The organism is Dickeya dadantii NCPPB 898, assembly GCF_000406145.1.
Lineage (GTDB): Bacteria > Pseudomonadota > Gammaproteobacteria > Enterobacterales > Enterobacteriaceae > Dickeya > Dickeya dadantii.
This window is the reverse complement of the sequence record NZ_AOOE01000043.1, coordinates 58,951-74,796: the sequence shown is the minus strand read 5'-3', so window position 1 is coordinate 74,796 and position 15,846 is coordinate 58,951. Positions and strand designations below refer to the sequence as shown.

Annotated in this window: 15 protein-coding genes; 8 read left to right on the top strand and 7 right to left on the bottom strand. The window is 53.5% G+C overall.

All coding sequences use genetic code 11. The features are described from left to right. Positions 1-61 precede the first annotated feature (61 nt). Positions 62-1,153: a redox-regulated ATPase YchF gene (gene ychF / locus DDA898_RS00320; RefSeq protein WP_013317999.1), complete on the bottom strand. Its 1,092-nt coding sequence runs from the start codon at positions 1,151-1,153 to the stop codon at positions 62-64. A gap of 129 nt (positions 1,154-1,282) precedes the next feature. Next, positions 1,283-1,870: an aminoacyl-tRNA hydrolase gene (gene pth / locus DDA898_RS00315; protein ID WP_013317998.1), complete on the bottom strand. Its 588-nt coding sequence runs from the start codon at positions 1,868-1,870 to the stop codon at positions 1,283-1,285. 236 nt (positions 1,871-2,106) lie between these two features. Here pth and ychH point away from each other — a divergent pair, with 236 nt between their 5' ends. Beyond that, positions 2,107-2,376 (top strand): stress-induced protein YchH, encoded by a 270-nt coding sequence (gene ychH, locus DDA898_RS00310; RefSeq protein WP_013317997.1) that lies wholly within the window; start codon positions 2,107-2,109, stop codon positions 2,374-2,376. Positions 2,377-2,604: 228 nt separating this feature from the next. Here ychH and DDA898_RS00305 read toward each other — a convergent pair whose 3' ends face one another. Then, the gene (locus tag DDA898_RS00305; protein WP_038909813.1) at positions 2,605-3,507 is read right to left on the bottom strand and encodes a LysR family transcriptional regulator; all 903 of its coding nucleotides are present in this window, start codon (positions 3,505-3,507) and stop codon (positions 2,605-2,607) included. Between the two features lie 179 nt (positions 3,508-3,686). On the opposite strand from DDA898_RS00305, the gene DDA898_RS00300 reads away from it, so the two are divergent. Next, complete coding sequence (locus DDA898_RS00300) at positions 3,687-4,472, top strand: type 1 glutamine amidotransferase domain-containing protein (protein WP_038909812.1); 786 nt, start codon at positions 3,687-3,689, stop codon at positions 4,470-4,472. A 339-nt stretch (positions 4,473-4,811) separates the two neighbouring features. On the opposite strand, the gene prs is transcribed toward DDA898_RS00300, so the two are convergent. The 3 genes from prs to lolB all read right to left on the bottom strand — a co-directional run bounded on the left by prs (position 4,812) and on the right by lolB (position 7,385). After that, positions 4,812-5,759, bottom strand: a complete 948-nt coding sequence (gene prs / locus DDA898_RS00295) for a ribose-phosphate diphosphokinase (RefSeq protein WP_012769780.1) — start codon at positions 5,757-5,759, stop codon at positions 4,812-4,814. A gap of 129 nt (positions 5,760-5,888) precedes the next feature. Continuing rightward, positions 5,889-6,761: a 4-(cytidine 5'-diphospho)-2-C-methyl-D-erythritol kinase gene (gene ispE, locus DDA898_RS00290; RefSeq protein ID WP_038901247.1), complete on the bottom strand. Its 873-nt coding sequence runs from the start codon at positions 6,759-6,761 to the stop codon at positions 5,889-5,891. A 3-nt stretch (positions 6,762-6,764) separates the two neighbouring features. Continuing rightward, entirely contained in the window at positions 6,765-7,385 is a 621-nt protein-coding gene (lolB, locus tag DDA898_RS00285; protein WP_013317992.1) for a lipoprotein insertase outer membrane protein LolB, read from the bottom strand. 209 nt (positions 7,386-7,594) lie between these two features. Here lolB and hemA point away from each other — a divergent pair, with 209 nt between their 5' ends. The 5 genes from hemA (at position 7,595) to kdsA (ending at position 12,774) form a co-directional block, all read left to right on the top strand. After that, positions 7,595-8,851, top strand: a complete 1,257-nt coding sequence (hemA, locus tag DDA898_RS00280; RefSeq protein WP_038909811.1) for a glutamyl-tRNA reductase — start codon at positions 7,595-7,597, stop codon at positions 8,849-8,851. A 47-nt stretch (positions 8,852-8,898) separates the two neighbouring features. Further along, a complete protein-coding gene (prfA, locus tag DDA898_RS00275; RefSeq protein ID WP_038909810.1) occupies positions 8,899-9,984 on the top strand; it encodes a peptide chain release factor 1 in 1,086 nt (361 codons plus the stop codon). After that, positions 9,981-10,832, top strand: coding sequence for a peptide chain release factor N(5)-glutamine methyltransferase (gene prmC / locus DDA898_RS00270; RefSeq protein WP_038909809.1), 852 nt, complete (start codon positions 9,981-9,983; stop codon positions 10,830-10,832). The genes prfA and prmC overlap by 4 nt, the downstream gene beginning before the upstream one ends. Before the next feature lie 221 nt (positions 10,833-11,053). Further along, positions 11,054-11,863, top strand: a complete 810-nt coding sequence (sirB1, locus tag DDA898_RS00265; RefSeq protein WP_013317988.1) for an invasion regulator SirB1 — start codon at positions 11,054-11,056, stop codon at positions 11,861-11,863. Between the two features lie 56 nt (positions 11,864-11,919). Further along, on the top strand, positions 11,920-12,774 hold the full coding sequence (gene kdsA, locus DDA898_RS00260) for a 3-deoxy-8-phosphooctulonate synthase (RefSeq protein WP_038909808.1): 855 nt from the start codon (positions 11,920-11,922) through the stop codon (positions 12,772-12,774). Between the two features lie 76 nt (positions 12,775-12,850). On the opposite strand, the gene ydgH is transcribed toward kdsA, so the two are convergent. Next, positions 12,851-13,801, bottom strand: a complete 951-nt coding sequence (gene ydgH / locus DDA898_RS00255) for a DUF1471 family protein YdgH (RefSeq protein ID WP_038909807.1) — start codon at positions 13,799-13,801, stop codon at positions 12,851-12,853. Between the two features lie 510 nt (positions 13,802-14,311). On the opposite strand from ydgH, the gene pntA reads away from it, so the two are divergent. Next, positions 14,312-15,844: a Re/Si-specific NAD(P)(+) transhydrogenase subunit alpha gene (gene pntA / locus DDA898_RS00250; protein ID WP_013317984.1), complete on the top strand. Its 1,533-nt coding sequence runs from the start codon at positions 14,312-14,314 to the stop codon at positions 15,842-15,844. Positions 15,845-15,846 lie beyond the last annotated feature (2 nt).

Here is a 15,846-nt window from a genome sequence, read left to right as displayed (position 1 = left end):
TTATGGGTTTGTCGGCCTTCATGAGAATCAGTGAAGCCTCATGAAGACAACAGAAGAAAATTTAGACGTTAAACAAGAAGTTCATAATATCGCCATCTTTAACGATATATTCTTTCCCTTCTGAACGCATTTTACCGGCTTCTTTGGCGCCTTGTTCACCTTTGTAAGTGATGAAATCATCAAAGGCGATAGTCTGGGCGCGAATAAACCCTTTTTCGAAGTCGGTGTGAATTTTACCGGCCGCCTGTGGGGCAGTGGCGCCAACCGGGATGGTCCAGGCGCGAACTTCTTTTACGCCAGCGGTGAAGTAGGTTTGCAGGTTCAGCAATTCATAACCCGCGCGGATTACGCGGTTTAAGCCTGGCTCTTCCAGACCCAGCTCCGCCATGAATTCATCGCGCTCTTCATCATCAAGTTCAGCAATGTCGGATTCAACCGCGGCACATACCGGCACTACCACGGAACCTTCTCTCGCTGCGATTTCGCGAACCTGATCCAGATAAGGGTTGTTCTCGAAGCCGTCTTCATTAACGTTGGCAATGTACATTGTTGGTTTAAGGGTCAGGAAGCTCAGATAGCGGATCGCCGCTTTCTCTTCCGCGCTTAGATCCAGCGCGCGCAGCATACCGGCGTTTTCCAACTGCGGCAGGCATTTTTCCAGCGCGGCTTGTTCAACTTTCGCGTCTTTATCGCCGCCTTTGGCTTTCTTCTGTACGCGATGCAGCGCGCGTTCACAGGTGTCCAGATCCGACAACGCCAGCTCAGTGTTGATGGTATCAATATCATCGGCAGGGTTCACTTTACCGGCAACGTGGATGATATTTTCATTTTCAAAGCAACGTACCACGTGGCCGATGGCTTCGGTTTCACGGATGTTGGTCAGGAACTGGTTGCCCAGACCTTCGCCTTTGGAGGCGCCTTTCACCAGACCGGCGATATCCACAAACTCCATGGTGGTGGGGACGGTACGCTGCGGTTTGACAATCTCGGCCAACTGGTCGAGGCGCAGGTCCGGCATCGGCACTACGCCGGTGTTGGGTTCGATAGTACAAAACGGAAAGTTGGCCGCTTCGATACCGGCTTTGGTCAGCGCGTTGAACAGAGTGGATTTACCCACGTTAGGCAGCCCAACGATACCGCATTTGAATCCCATGTTTATGTCACCTTAAAAATCACTAATCATCAGGCTTTGTTTGGAAAAAGCCTGTCATAATGGAAAAAGTCAGTCTTAATGCCAATTATACACATAATGTGGCATGAACTCGATTCGCCCGATCGCCCATCATGACGCTTTGAACGCGTGCAGGCGGTTCATGGCTTTGATCATGTCTTCCTTCATCAGGATATCGGTGCAGCGCAATGATTCGTCAATCGCTTGATCGATCAGCGTCTGTTCGCTGGCGGGCGGTTTGCCTAGCACAAATCCCACCACCTTGTTTTTATCACCCGGATGGCCGATGCCGATGCGTAAACGGTGAAAATTGGGGTTGTTGCCGAGTTTGCTGACGATATCCTTCAACCCATTGTGGCCGCCGTGACCGCCACCGAGCTTCAGTTTGGCGACGCCGGGCGGCAGGTCCAGTTCATCGTGCGCCACCAGAATTTCATCGGGCTGGATGCGATAGAAGGTTGCCATCGCCGCTACGGCTTTGCCGCTCAGGTTCATGAACGTTGTGGGCACCAGCAGGCGTACATCGTTACCCGCCATAGACAGACGTGCGGTATAGCCGAAAAATTTACTCTCTTCTTTCAGCGGCTGTCGGTAGGCTTCCGCCAGGCGGTCAATGTACCAGGCGCCGGCGTTATGGCGGGTGGTGGCGTATTCGGCACCAGGGTTCGCCAGACCTACAATCAATTTGATACCACTCACAGTTTGATACCACTCATAATTTGATACGACTCACATGATACGTTTTTAGGGGAGCCTAAGGTCACGACGTATCAGGATAATTGGTAAAACCGTTAGTGTAACGCAGGGGCACTTGATCACCAACATGTGATCCTTCACGCAACCCCATAGTGAAGTGCTGCTTATACTGTGAATAAATCAGAAAGACACGCAGCAATATTTTGGTTATTTCCACTGGATATTTCTGGAGGTGAAATATGAAACGTAGAAATGCTGTGATGATGGGCAACGTATTTATGGGATTAGGTATGTTGCTTATGATTGCCGGAATAGCTTATTCGATAGCTAATCAGCTGCCTGAATTGAATTTGCCGGGTTCGCTCTATTACGTGGAGTTACTGGCTATTTTTGCCGGCGCTATTTTGTGGCTGGCGGGCGCGCGTATTAGTGGACGGGAAAATGTGACGGATCGTTATTGGTGGCTGAAGCACTTTGATAAACGCTGTCGTCGCGAACGGCATCCCTGATTAACAAGTAACGGCTATATCCAATAAGCGCCAACTGGTGGAAACCGGATGGCGGCAGTGTCGCTTTATCCGTCGACATGTTTATACCCATAATACTTCAAGTTGCAGGTGCTCTGGCTTTGCTACTCGGTCCCCCTGTGTTTCGCTGCTTTGGGACCGTATTACAAGGCTAAAATGAGCCTTGTCCTGCAATTTGAATTATTTTAAACATAAAATATATTATAAATTTTAAACATTCATTATACGGGAACATGTCTCAATAAACGCGCGCAACTTGGGTTGATTTCTGCCTGCTTTCGAAAAATAGAGAAAAAGACCATCATTTCCTGGGGAACAGTCAAGCAGTGCGGGCTCCAGGCTTCCCGTTGCCAGTTCGCGCGAAGTGTGGAATGTAGACGAGTAGATGAGGCCGACCCCTTTAACAGCAAGGTTACGCATAAGTTCACCATCATTGACCGTAATGGCTCCTGTCGGGTCAATACGTACTGTTTCATTGTTCTCAATAAATTCCCAACGATAAATATCGCCTTTTTCCGGGCGACGAAACCGAATACATTCATGATGAACAAGATCATTGGTGACTTTAGGTTTCCCATGTAGTTTGAAATAGGCTGGAGCCCCAAAAACCGCCCATTGAAAAGGCCTGGAAAGTCGTATCGCAATCATATCCTGCTCAATGTATGAACCGATCAAGATACCCGCATCATAACCCTCAGAAATAAAATTGTTGTGGCGATTACTGACAGTAATATCCAGGTTTACATTTGGCCATTCCTGGCGGAATGCGGGTAATAAAGGTTCAATAACATGCGGTAAGGCCAGACGCTCTACGATTAACCTCAATGTCCCAGCCGGAGCCTTTGACGACTGAACCGCGTCTTCGAGACTTACTGAAATTGCACGCGCAGCGGGCTCTATCTTCAAGAGCAGGTTCTTTCCGGCCTCTGTCAATGCCATTTTACGCGTTGTCCTATGAAAAAGGAGCATGCCAAGGCGATTCTCCAATTTCTGCAACGCTTGACTGACTGAACCTGGTGTTTTGCCAAGATCGATAGCCGCTTTCCGAATACTAAGCCTTTTCGAGATAGCCAGAAATTCCGGCAACCCATCAAAATCATTGTTTTGGCTCATCTCGAATCCTCTCGTATTATTTTCATCTCGTTCGCGTATTTATATTCTGTGGTAATAATTCACCTTAATACAAGGCTATTGGCATGTTTTTTTAAACAATCTGTTCCGTTTTAGCCGTCTACCTCTGGGTTTTGAACTCAGATACAGTGAGGACACACCAACAATCCGAAGGAAATCATATGTCACTTGCAACGTATTTTGTGCGTCTCATCATCGCCATTACCGTATTCTCGGCATCTGTTATTGCGGGGGCTGCCCAGGAAACTCAACAACAGGAAAAGATATTAATTGTCGTCTCCAGTCTGGATAAGAAAACAGAAAATCTCGTTGGGGGATTTTGGTTTCCAGAATTGACTCATCCAGTAAAGGTCTTTGATAAAGCGGGTTTTGACTTTGACATTGCAAGTCCCAAAGGTGGCTTGGCTCCTTTCGATGGTTTCGACTTGAAAGATCAGGCTAGCCTGGATTTTTGGACCAACCCCCAACACCGAAACAAGCTTGGTCAAACGATTAAATTATCGGATGTTGACCCATCAAAATATTCTGCGATTCTGCTCGTCGGTGGTCATGGTCCGATGTGGGATTTTGTAAATAATACTGAACTCAATAATATTGTGCGAACTATGTACGAAAACAAGGATGTTATTAGTGCCGTTTGCCATGGCCCGGCAGGGCTCATAAATGTGAAACTCAGCAACGGTGAAAGCTTAATCAAAGGTCGTCGCCTCACAGGATTTACAGCAGCGGAAGAGGTTTCCCGGCAGTATGACAAGATCGTGCCATTTGAACTGGAAGGTGCTTTGAAGAAAGGCGGGGCAAAGTTTGAAGAAGCACCAATATTTGAGAACAACGTTGTTGTTGATGGGCGTTTAATTACCGGACAAAACCCAGCTTCTGCAACGGCGCTTGGGGAGGCTGTGGTTAAAGCGTTACAAGCCAGGACTCAGCGCAAAGTCGCTCTATAACCGATCATTCCGGTCTATACCCCAAATAATTCGAGTTGCAGGAAGGCGGCAAGTGAGTGAATCTCGATGAGCTTATTCAGACAAGTTATTCGGGTGAACGACAAATCTGCCGGGAGCAGATTTGAACGCAGCTTGCTGCGGCCCTGAAAGGGCGAGGCCCAAGGAGGGGCCGAGTAACGTAGCCAACACACCTGCAACTTGAAGTATGACGGGTATATTAAGGATCCTGTTGAACGATTGAGTATTTCAGTAAAAATACGGAAATGTTCTTCATCTCTAATAAAAACGCCACCGGATAATCATTATCCGGTGGCGTAGTCATTGCAGCCGAAATATCGATTAGTGCTCGAACATCGCAGAAATAGATTCTTCGTTGCTGATACGGCGGATGGCTTCTGCCAGCATACCTGATAAAGTCAGCGTGCGTACGTTCGGCAGCGACTTGATATTTTCCGACAGCGGAATGGTATCGCAGACAATCACTTCATCAATAACAGAGTTCTTGATGTTCTCGTAAGCGTTGCCAGAGAAGATCGGGTGGGTGGCGTAGGCGAAGACGCGTTTAGCGCCACGCTCTTTCAGGGCTTCCGCCGCTTTGCACAGGGTACCGCCGGTGTCGATCATGTCGTCGACCAGCACGCAATCGCGGCCGGCGACGTCACCGATGATGTGCATCACCTGAGAGACGTTGGCGCGCGGACGGCGCTTGTCGATGATCGCCATATCGGTGTCGTTCAGCAGTTTGGCGATAGCGCGAGCGCGAACCACGCCGCCGATATCCGGAGAAACCACGATCGGGTTGTCCAGATTCTGTTGCAACATGTCTTCCAGCAGAATCGGGCTGCCGAACACGTTGTCTACCGGTACGTCGAAGAACCCCTGAATCTGCTCGGCGTGGAGATCCACCGTCAGGACACGGTCAACGCCGACGCTGGAAAGAAAGTCAGCCACGACTTTGGCGGTAATCGGCACGCGGGCGGAGCGTACACGGCGATCCTGACGTGCATAGCCGAAGTAGGGGATGACAGCGGTAATACGTCCTGCGGAAGCGCGGCGCAGGGCATCAACCATTACGACCAGCTCCATCAGATTGTCATTGGTGGGAGCACAGGTCGACTGGATGATGAAAATATCACCACCGCGTACATTTTCGTTGATTTGTACGCTGACTTCGCCGTCGCTAAAACGACCAACAGCAGCGTCGCCCAGACTGGTGTACAAACGGTTGGCAATACGTTGTGCTAGTTCCGGTGTGGCGTTACCAGCAAAAAGCTTCATATCAGGCACGAGAAGAACCTCAAGCTTGCGTCCAGAGAAATATTCCGCCTGCGGAAGGCCGTGTGTCGTACCGCAAGCAGGATATACATACGGGTGTATGGAAAAGATCGCTAGAACATCACGGTCGGCGGTGGTGTTTTAGCAATCCTTGAATTGCCCGGAAAGCCGCCGCTGCAGCGGGGAAACGTTAACACCACGCGCAACAAAACCATGCAATCCTTCCGGGGCCCGGTTTAGCACCTGACGAGCGGCGGACTCGGTGTCGAATTCGGCAAACACGCAAGCGCCGGTGCCGGTCAGGCGCGACGGTGCGTATTCTAACAGCCATAAAAGTCGCTCTTCAACCTCACGAAAACGTTTTCTTGCGACAGCTTCACAATCGTTGCTGAAAGTTTGTGTCAGTAATTGTGACAGCGGGCGTACCGGCGTATCTCGCGTCAAATCCGGATCGGCAAAGATGAGCGGGGTGGGAATGCTGACGCCGGGGTGCACCACCAGATACCATTTTTCCGGCGGCGACGCGGGTGTTAACCGTTCTCCCACGCCTTCGGCGAACGCGGCGTGCCCATGCACGAATACCGGCACATCCGCCCCCAGCTTCAGGCCCAGTGCGGCCAATGTGTCGACCGGTATCCGGCTGCCCCACAGCTGATTCAGCGCCACCAGTACCGTGGCGGCGTTAGACGAACCACCGCCCAGGCCGCCGCCCATCGGCAGACGTTTGTCGACGGCGATATCGGCGCCGGCAAACGGCAATCCGGCCTGTCGACAATGGTCCTGCAACTGGCGGGCGGCGCGAACGGCCAGATTCTGTTCATCGGGAACGCCGGGCAGCGGTGTCAGTAAGACGATTTGCTGATCCTGCCGTGGCGTAATGGCCAGGGTGTCGCCGTAATCCAGAAACTGAAACAGCGTCTGCAGATTATGGTAACCGTCCGGGCGACGACCAGTGATGTATAAAAACAGATTCAGTTTGGCCGGGGAAGGCCAGCGGTTGCATGCGGTCGCCATGAGCTATTGCGTCGTCCAGTTGTCCATTTTCAGTTTGATGCGTTGCTCGCCCTGGGTCAGTTCCAGATTCTGCGGCAACGGCAGTGGACCGTCAGTATAGGACAGGTAGGACACGTTCCAGTGCTGGTCGCCCTGCTGATAGTTCACGCTGCGCAGCAGAGCGCGTTCATCCAGAGCGAAATCCTGCGCGTCGCCCGGCAGACCGAGCATCCACTGGCGCAAATTATCGAGCGGAATCGCCATGCCGGTGAGCTGCTGAACCATGTGCTGCGCGTCTTTACCCATGTAGCGCTTACCTTGATTGTCGGTAATCTGCACCAGGTCCGGGCTGACTTGTAGCTCCAGTTCTGTGCCCCCTAGCGGATTGCTGAGCAACAGACGGTAACGCTGTGGAGAAGGCTGTTGCCAGAAGAAACGGGCGTACAGCTTTTTCCTATCGGAAATATAGGCGAAGGAGCCGCGGGTCTGATACTGGGTCAGATTTTGTACTTTTTGCTCATGTTCGCGCCACTCGGGAGAGGTCGGTTTTTTACCCGGCAAGGTGGGCTGCGTCAGGGTACAGGCTGTCAGTAACACACTCGCCAAAGGCAGTAACCGTAAGGCGCGAACGGGATTATTGGGCATGTCGAAAAGGTCCTGTTACAAGCATCATGGGTTCACAACAAGGCGTCACGCTAGCGGGGTTGACTGGCAGCGTCAATGCCTGTGATGCTGCCCGGCGCGGTGGAACAACGTGAATGTAGTCGCCCAGGGTCACTTTTCTTGCCCGCAGGCTTCAAGTAGAATGCCACTCAGATGAAACCCATACTAACATCGGGATTACTCTGTAGACCATGACCCTGCTTGCGCTTGGCATCAATCATAAAACAGCACCAGTCTCTCTGCGGGAACGTGTAGCGTTCTCTCCGGACAGACAGGGGCAGGCGCTGCACAGTCTGTTACAGCAACCGCTGGTTCAGGGCGGGGTGTTGCTTTCCACCTGCAATCGCACCGAACTTTATCTCAGCGTGGAAGAGCAGGAAAACCGGCGCGAACAGTTGATCGCCTGGTTGTGTGATTATCACCGGCTCAGTCCTGATGAAATCCGTAAAAATCTCTACTGGCACGAAGGCAATGCTGCCGTCAGCCATCTGATGCGCGTCGCCAGCGGACTGGATTCGCTGGTGCTGGGCGAACCGCAGATTCTGGGGCAGGTCAAGAAAGCCTTCGCCGATTCTCAGCGCGAACGTTCATTGTCAGGCGAACTGGAGCGCATGTTCCAGAAGTCGTTTACCGTCGCCAAACGGGTACGCACCGAAACCGATATCGGCGCCAGCGCGGTGTCGGTGGCGTTTGCCGCCTGTACGCTGGCGCGGCAGATCTTCGAATCTTTGGCCGACGTCAATGTCCTGCTGGTGGGCGCAGGCGAAACCATCGAACTGGTGTCCCGTCATTTGCGCGAGCATCGCGTGAAGCGGATGGTGATTGCCAACCGGACGCGCGAGCGTGCTCAGTTGCTGGCCGAAGAAGTGGGCGCCGATGTGATTACGCTGGCGGAACTGGGTGCTTATTTGCCGCAGGCGGACATCGTCATCAGTTCTACCGCCAGTACGTTGCCCATCATCGGTAAAGGGATGATGGAGCGTACGATGAAAACCCGCCGTAATCAGCCGATGCTGATGGTGGACATCGCCGTACCGCGCGACATCGAGCCTGAAGTCGGGCGATTGCCGAACATTTATCTGTATAGCGTCGATGATCTGCAGGCGATCATTCAGCACAATCTGGCGCAGCGTAAGGCGGCGGCCATTCAGGCTGAGTCCATCGTGCAGCAGGAGTGTTCGGAGTTCATGGCCTGGCTGCGTGCGCAGGCGGCGGTGGACACCATCCGCGACTATCGTTCTCAGGCCGATCGCCTGCGTGATGATATGACCGCCAAAGCGCTGGCGGCGATACAGAACGGCGGCGATGTGGATGCCATCGTGCAGGAACTGGCGCACCGGCTGACCAATCGCCTGATTCATGCTCCCACCCGGTCATTGCAACAGGCCGCCCGCGACGGCGATCTGGAGCGTTTGCAGATTTTGCGTGACAGCCTCGGTCTGAACTAGCATTCTTCTTCCCCCATAATGATTCAACACAGGATTGAACTGCCCGCATGAAGCCTTCTATTGTTGCCAAACTGGAAGCGTTACAAGAGCGCCATGAAGAAGTGCAGGCGCTGCTGGGAGAACCCAGCGTGATTGCCGATATGGACCGTTTCCGGGCGTTGTCCCGCGAGTACGCGCAACTTACCGACATTACCCGTTGCTTTCAGCGCTGGCAGCAGACGCAGGACGATCTCGCCACGGCCGAACTGATGCTGGATGACCCCGAAATGCGCGATTTGGCGCAGGACGAACTGAAAACGGCTAAAGCGGCCAGCGAAGAACTGGAACAGCAATTACAGGTGTTGTTGCTACCGAAGGATCCGGATGACGAACGCGGTTGTTTCCTTGAAATTCGCGCCGGCACCGGCGGTGACGAAGCCGCGCTGTTTGCCGGCGATCTGTTCCGTATGTACAGCCGTTATGCCGAATCCCGCCGCTGGAAGGTTGAAGTCATGAGCGCCAGCGACGGCGAACACGGCGGCTACAAAGAGATGATCGCCAAGGTAGCGGGCGACGGCGCCTACGGCCAGTTGAAATTCGAATCCGGCGGCCACCGGGTGCAGCGGGTACCGGCCACTGAGTCGCAGGGGCGTATCCATACCTCCGCCTGTACCGTCGCGGTGATGCCGGAAGTACCGGAAGCGGAACTGCCGGATATCAACCCTGCCGATCTGAGAATCGATACCTTCCGCTCCTCCGGCGCCGGCGGGCAACACGTCAACACCACCGATTCCGCTATCCGTATCACCCACCTGCCGACCGGCATTGTGGTCGAGTGTCAGGATGAGCGTTCACAGCACAAGAACAAAGCCAAAGCATTGTCGGTGCTGGCTGCCCGCATTCGCGCCGCGGAAATGCAAAAGCGCCAGCAGGAAGAAGCCTCGACCCGGCGTAACCTGTTGGGCAGCGGCGACCGCTCCGACCGTATCCGCACCTACAACTTTCCGCAGGGAAGGGTGACCGATCATCGTATCAACCTGACGCTCTATCGGCTGGACGAGGCGATGGAAGGCAAACTGGATATGCTGATTCAGCCTATCGTGCAGGAATATCAGGCGGATCAACTGGCGGCGCTGGCCGAGCAGGATCAATGAATTATCAGGACTGGCTGAAACAGGCGGCAGCCCGACTGCAGGCCAGCGACAGCCCGAAGCGAGACGCCGAGATTCTGTTGGAACATGTGACCGGAAAAGGTCGCACGTTTCTGTTGGCGTTTGGTGAAACCGAGTTGACCGATGGCGAGGGCTCGGCGCTTGCAGCCTTGCTGGCGCGCCGCGCCACCGGCGAGCCGATTGCCTATCTGGTCGGGCATCGGGAGTTCTGGTCGCTATCGCTGGCCGTATCGCCGGCGACGCTGATCCCGCGTCCGGATACCGAATGTTTGGTTGAACACGCGCTGGCGCATTTGCCCGCCGGTGCCTCATCGGTGCTGGATTTGGGCACCGGCACCGGAGCGATTGCATTGGCGATTGCGCATGAGCGGCCGGATTGTCAGGTGGTGGGGATTGATCGTCAGCCCGACGCGGTGGCGCTGGCCAATCATAACGCCAGTCAGTTGGGAATCGCCAATGCCCGGTTTTTGCCGGGAGACTGGTTTTCGCCGCTGAATGGGCAGCGTTTCTCTCTGATTGTCAGCAATCCTCCCTACATTGACGAGCATGACCCGCACCTGTCGCGAGGCGATGTGCGTTTCGAACCCGCCAGCGCGCTGGTGGCGAGAGAGGCTGGGCTGGCTGATTTGCGGCAAATTATCCGGCAAGCGGGGGGATTTTTGCTGGATAGCGGCTGGCTACTGCTGGAACACGGCTGGCAGCAGGGCGATGCGGTACGGTCATTACTGACGCAGTATGGTTTTGTGCAAGTGAAAACCTACCGCGATTATGGCGATAATGAGCGAGTGACGCTGGGGCAATGGCCCGCCGGGGCAATCTACGGGCGTTGAATGCGGCCTCAACCTGCGTTGCCGGGGCTTGAGCCGGATCACATTGGTAATGATTAGCCATGATTATCGCTCGACGTTCTGGACAGACCTGCTGACGAGCGCCAGGTTTGGCATTATTATCTGATCCGCTGGCTTCCGCGCCCGCAAGGCGTGCATGGGCTGATGAATAATTTGCTTTTTCAGGCGTGCAGCTGACGTTATCTTTGCTTGATGGAATAACTATGAGTTCTATTGCTGATTTTGAATTTAACCAGTCCCCCTTAAGTGAAGGCGTGATTCTGGTTTCCCAGTCAATACGCCGCGATTTTTCCGCGCAGGAAGTGAGACAAAATCTGCAGCAACTCGTTGAAGAAGCGCGGGCGGTCATCTCCGCCGATCTGGATCAGGATCAACAGCTGGAACAGCTCATTGAGCTCTTCTTCCATTCCTGGGGCTTTGGCGGCGCCAGTGGCGTTTACCATTTGTCCGACGTACTGTGGCTGGACAACGTGCTGGCTACCCGACAGGGGATGCCGGTATCGTTGGGAATTATCTTCCTGCATATCGCTAATCAGCTGGGGTTGCCGCTGATGCCGGTAATTTTCCCGACCCAGCTGATTTTACGCGCCGACTGGCTCGACGATGAAATGTGGCTGATTAATCCGCTAAACGGCGACACGCTGAGCGAACACGTGCTGGAAGTGTGGCTAAAAGGCAACATTGGTCTTTCCGCCAGGCTGATGGACAGCGATCTGGATGAAGCGGAAAACGTGATGATTGTCCGCAAGCTGCTGGATACGCTCAAGGTCGCGCTGATGGAAGAGAAACAGATGGAGCTGGCGCTGCGCGCCAGTGAAGCCGTGCTGCAGTTCGACCCGGAAGATCCGTATGAAATCCGTGACCGTGGCCTGATTTACGCCCAACTGGAATGCGATCATATCGCCTTGTCAGACCTGAGCTATTTCGTGGAACAATGCCCGGAAGATCCGGTTAGCGAAATGATTAAGGTGCAGATTCACTCTATCGAGCAGAAGCAGATTGTGCTGCACTAGTTCGGTAAAACGCCTGAACCCCGATCATCTGATTTATCCGACAATAAGGTAAGTTTATGAACAATAAAGTGGTTAACATCGGAGATATCCCGGTTGCCAACTCTCTGCCGTTTGTTCTGTTTGGCGGCATGAATGTGCTCGAATCCCGCGATCTGGCGATGCGGATTTGCGAGCACTATGTCACGGTAACGCAGAAACTGGGTATCCCCTATGTTTTCAAAGCGTCTTTTGATAAGGCGAACCGCTCTTCCATCCACTCTTACCGTGGTCCGGGTCTGGAAGCAGGGATGAAGATTTTCCAGGAACTGAAGCAAACTTTTGGCGTGAAAATCATTACCGATGTGCATGAGCCGCAGCAGGCGCAACCGGTATCCGAAGTGGTGGATGTCATTCAGCTGCCGGCGTTCCTCGCCCGCCAGACTGACCTGGTGGAAGCGATGGCGAAAACCGACGCGGTCATCAACATCAAGAAACCGCAGTTCATCAGTCCGGGGCAGGTCGGCAATATCGTGGATAAATTCCGCGAGGGCGGCAACGAGCAGGTGATTCTGTGCGATCGCGGCAGTAACTTTGGCTACGACAACCTGGTGGTGGACATGCTGGGCTTTAATGTCATGAAGCAGGTTTCCCACGGCGCGCCGGTGATTTTTGATGTTACCCACGCGTTGCAATGCCGCGATCCGTTCGGCGCCGCGTCCGGCGGACGTCGTGCTCAGGTGGCCGAACTGGCGCGTGCCGGTATGGCGGTCGGAATTGCAGGGCTGTTTATTGAAGCACACCCGGAACCGAACAGCGCCATGTGCGACGGCCCTTCCGCTTTGCCGCTGGCTAAACTGGAACCGTTCCTGCAGCAGATGAAAGCGATCGATGAACTGGTCAAAAGCTTCCCGGAACTGGATACCAGCAACTGATTTACCCGCAGATGTAAAAAAACCGCCAACAGGCGGTTTTTTTATGCATCGAACCATGGTTATTTGTACAAAACGATTATTTATACAAGTCGGCGCTGATGGTGTAGTGGTCGCCGTTTTCCTGCCACTCTTTGGTGATGTGGTAGAACTTGGCGCCTTTTTTCGCCGCTCGCTTCGCTACCTCTTCAGAAATATCCGTGGGGCTACTGAAGCTATCACGGAAGCTAATGGAGTCAAACGGTGCCATCTGTGCCGCCGTCGCGTTATTCAGCTCCTGAATTTTTGTGCCATCGGGCATGGTGACGCTGTAACGTGATCCGACAGAGGAAGACTGGGTCTGGAAAAAGTTACCCACTTTATTACTCAGGCTAGAAGAGGTAGCTACGCCAGGGATTTCCACTTTGGAAGCCGCTGCGCCGCCAGCGGCAATCGCTGCTTTGCCGGCTTCCGAGTTTGCCGGGATGGCGTCCGGGCTTTGCACCTGACGTTTCGGCGCATCTTTTTTGTAGACGAAAGCGGTGATGGACTGGGTTGCGCCGCTGGAGTTGATATCGACCTGACGCACGATATAGAAGGAATACGCGTTTTTCTGCTTGGCTGCTTTGCCAATGGCTTCATTCACTTCCGGCTGGTTGCCAAAATAACCGGTGACTGTGACCGTGTCATAGGGTTCCAGACGTACCGCGTCATCTTTCGGCAGTTCTTTCACGCCGCTGAATTCACGGTAGTTGGTGTCTTTGGTCGCTTCCGGCGCGTCCTTGTGGTACAGATCCACGGTAACGGCCCAGCGCCCACCGTTCACTTCCGAGGTGCTTTGGATATAAAAAGCCGCCGCGCCACGCTCATCCGCCTTTTTAGAGGCATCGGACGCTGCTTCGTAAATGGCATCGTAACGACCTAAAAAGGTAATACGCTCAAAGGGTTTTAGTGATTCTGCTTTCTCTGGCGTAAGTTCCTGCGCAGCCTGCGCCGAAAACGCTACTATTGATAAAAGAGTTGATGCAACAACGCTAGTTTTCAGCTTCATAAAAAATCCTTTCGCCTGACGCATACGGTGAATACGTACCAAGCCATCTTCTGTGGTAGCCGCTGATTATGGCACGGAACCTGACGTTATGCCTCTGCATTTTAAGCCAAATCCCGCAAAACCGCTGAGTTGATAATGGAAGAAGAGAAAAATGGAAATAATCACTATTAATAACCGAATTCCTTTTATAAACGATATTTATCAGAATCAGTGCGCTTAACAAAGCGTTAACAGGGGCTTTTTGTGAGATGGCTCGAAACATTAATATGGTAATAATGTTAGAAAAATCTGTTTTAGCTGTGATTTTTAACCATAAATAGCCATCGTCACCTGTCAAAATTCTGCTTTTAGAACCTAATGGTTTTAGCGGTGGATCATTAATTCCATTTTAAGTAGGTTATAAAGGGACTTATCGCTATCGCCTGAGGGTGCTGGCAACGGCGACAAGTTAGTTTTTAGGTGATTGACACAACCATATAAAACCTTCGTGACAACGAAAAGGGATTCACAATGCGTATTGGTGTACCAAAAGAGAGGTTGGCCAATGAAGCCCGTGTCGCAGCCACGCCAAAAACGGTGGAGCAGCTGCTGAAACTGGGCTTTGAGGTCGCCATTGAGCGTGGGGCCGGAAAACTCGCCAGTTTTGAGGATGAGGCTTACGAGCAGGCCGGCGCAACGATTCTGGATACGGCGGCTGTCTGGCAGAGCGATATCCTGCTCAAGGTTAACGCCCCGCTGGATGAGGAAGTGGAATTGACCCGTGCCGGAAGCACGATCATCAGCTTCATCTGGCCGGCGCAGAACCCGGCATTGCTGGAAACGCTGGCGGCCCGCCAGGTGACGGTGCTGGCGATGGATTCCGTTCCCCGTATTTCGCGCGCACAGTCGATGGATGCGTTGAGTTCAATGGCGAATATTGCCGGTTATCGCGCCATTGTCGAAGCCGCGCATGAATTCGGCCGTTTCTTCACCGGTCAGATCACGGCGGCGGGTAAAGTGCCGCCGGCCAAGGTGCTGATCATCGGCGCGGGCGTGGCGGGTCTGGCCGCGATTGGCGCGGCAGGCAGCCTGGGCGCCATTGTGCGTGCGTTTGATACCCGCCCGGAAGTGAAAGAACAGGTTAAAAGCATGGGCGCCGAGTTCCTGGAGCTGGAATTCGAAGAAGAAGCCGGCAGCGGCGACGGCTACGCCAAGGTGATGTCTGAAGCCTTTATCAAGGCGGAAATGGCGTTGTTCGCGGCGCAGGCGCAAGAGGTGGATATTCTTGTCACCACGGCGCTGATCCCCGGCAAACCGGCTCCGCGCTTGATCACCAAAGAGATGGTGCAGAGCATGAAACCCGGCAGCGTGATTGTCGACCTGGCGGCCCAGACCGGCGGTAACTGCGAGCTGACCGTCGCGGATCGGGTCACGGTGACGGAAAATGGTGTGAAAATCATCGGTTATACCGATCTGCCGAGCCGTTTGCCGACCCAGTCTTCACAACTGTACGGCACCAATCTGGTGAACCTGTTGAAGCTGCTGTGCAAAGAGAAGAACGGCGAGATCGAGATCGATTTCGAGGATACCGTCATCCGTGGCGTAACGGTCATCAAGGCCGGCGAAATCACCTGGCCGGCGCCGCCGATTCAGGTTTCCGCTCAGCCGCAACAGGCCAAACCGGCCGCGGCGGCCGTCGCGCAGCAGGACGCTAAACCCGCGTCGCCCTGGAAGAAATTTATTTTCATCGCTATCGCGATTGTGCTGTTTGGCTGGCTGGCGAATGTGGCGCCGAAAGAGTTCCTGTCGCACTTCACCGTATTCGCGCTGTCCTGCGTGGTGGGGTACTACGTGGTCTGGAACGTCAGCCACGCGCTGCATACGCCGTTGATGTCGGTCACCAATGCCATTTCCGGCATCATTGTGGTGGGCGCGTTGTTGCAGATCGGACATGGTGGATGGGTGTCCTTTTTCTCTTTCATCGCCGTGCTGATCGCCAGCATCAATATTTTCGGCGGGTTTACCGTCACTCAGCGCATGCTGAAAATGTTCCGCAAGAATTAAGG

Coding starts and splice junctions, on each gene's coding strand:
- hemA (WP_038909811.1), top strand. CDS start 7,595: ATGACCCTGCTTGCGCTTGGCATCAATCATAAAACAGCACCAGTCTCT.
- sirB1 (WP_013317988.1), top strand. CDS start 11,054: ATGAGTTCTATTGCTGATTTTGAATTTAACCAGTCCCCCTTAAGTGAA.
- DDA898_RS00305 (WP_038909813.1), bottom strand. CDS start 3,507: ATGAGCCAAAACAATGATTTTGATGGGTTGCCGGAATTTCTGGCTATC.
- kdsA (WP_038909808.1), top strand. CDS start 11,920: ATGAACAATAAAGTGGTTAACATCGGAGATATCCCGGTTGCCAACTCT.
- pntA (WP_013317984.1), top strand. CDS start 14,312: ATGCGTATTGGTGTACCAAAAGAGAGGTTGGCCAATGAAGCCCGTGTC.
- prmC (WP_038909809.1), top strand. CDS start 9,981: ATGAATTATCAGGACTGGCTGAAACAGGCGGCAGCCCGACTGCAGGCC.
- lolB (WP_013317992.1), bottom strand. CDS start 7,385: ATGCCCAATAATCCCGTTCGCGCCTTACGGTTACTGCCTTTGGCGAGT.
- ydgH (WP_038909807.1), bottom strand. CDS start 13,801: ATGAAGCTGAAAACTAGCGTTGTTGCATCAACTCTTTTATCAATAGTA.
- DDA898_RS00300 (WP_038909812.1), top strand. CDS start 3,687: ATGTCACTTGCAACGTATTTTGTGCGTCTCATCATCGCCATTACCGTA.
- ychH (WP_013317997.1), top strand. CDS start 2,107: ATGAAACGTAGAAATGCTGTGATGATGGGCAACGTATTTATGGGATTA.
- prfA (WP_038909810.1), top strand. CDS start 8,899: ATGAAGCCTTCTATTGTTGCCAAACTGGAAGCGTTACAAGAGCGCCAT.
- ispE (WP_038901247.1), bottom strand. CDS start 6,761: ATGGCGACCGCATGCAACCGCTGGCCTTCCCCGGCCAAACTGAATCTG.
- ychF (WP_013317999.1), bottom strand. CDS start 1,153: ATGGGATTCAAATGCGGTATCGTTGGGCTGCCTAACGTGGGTAAATCC.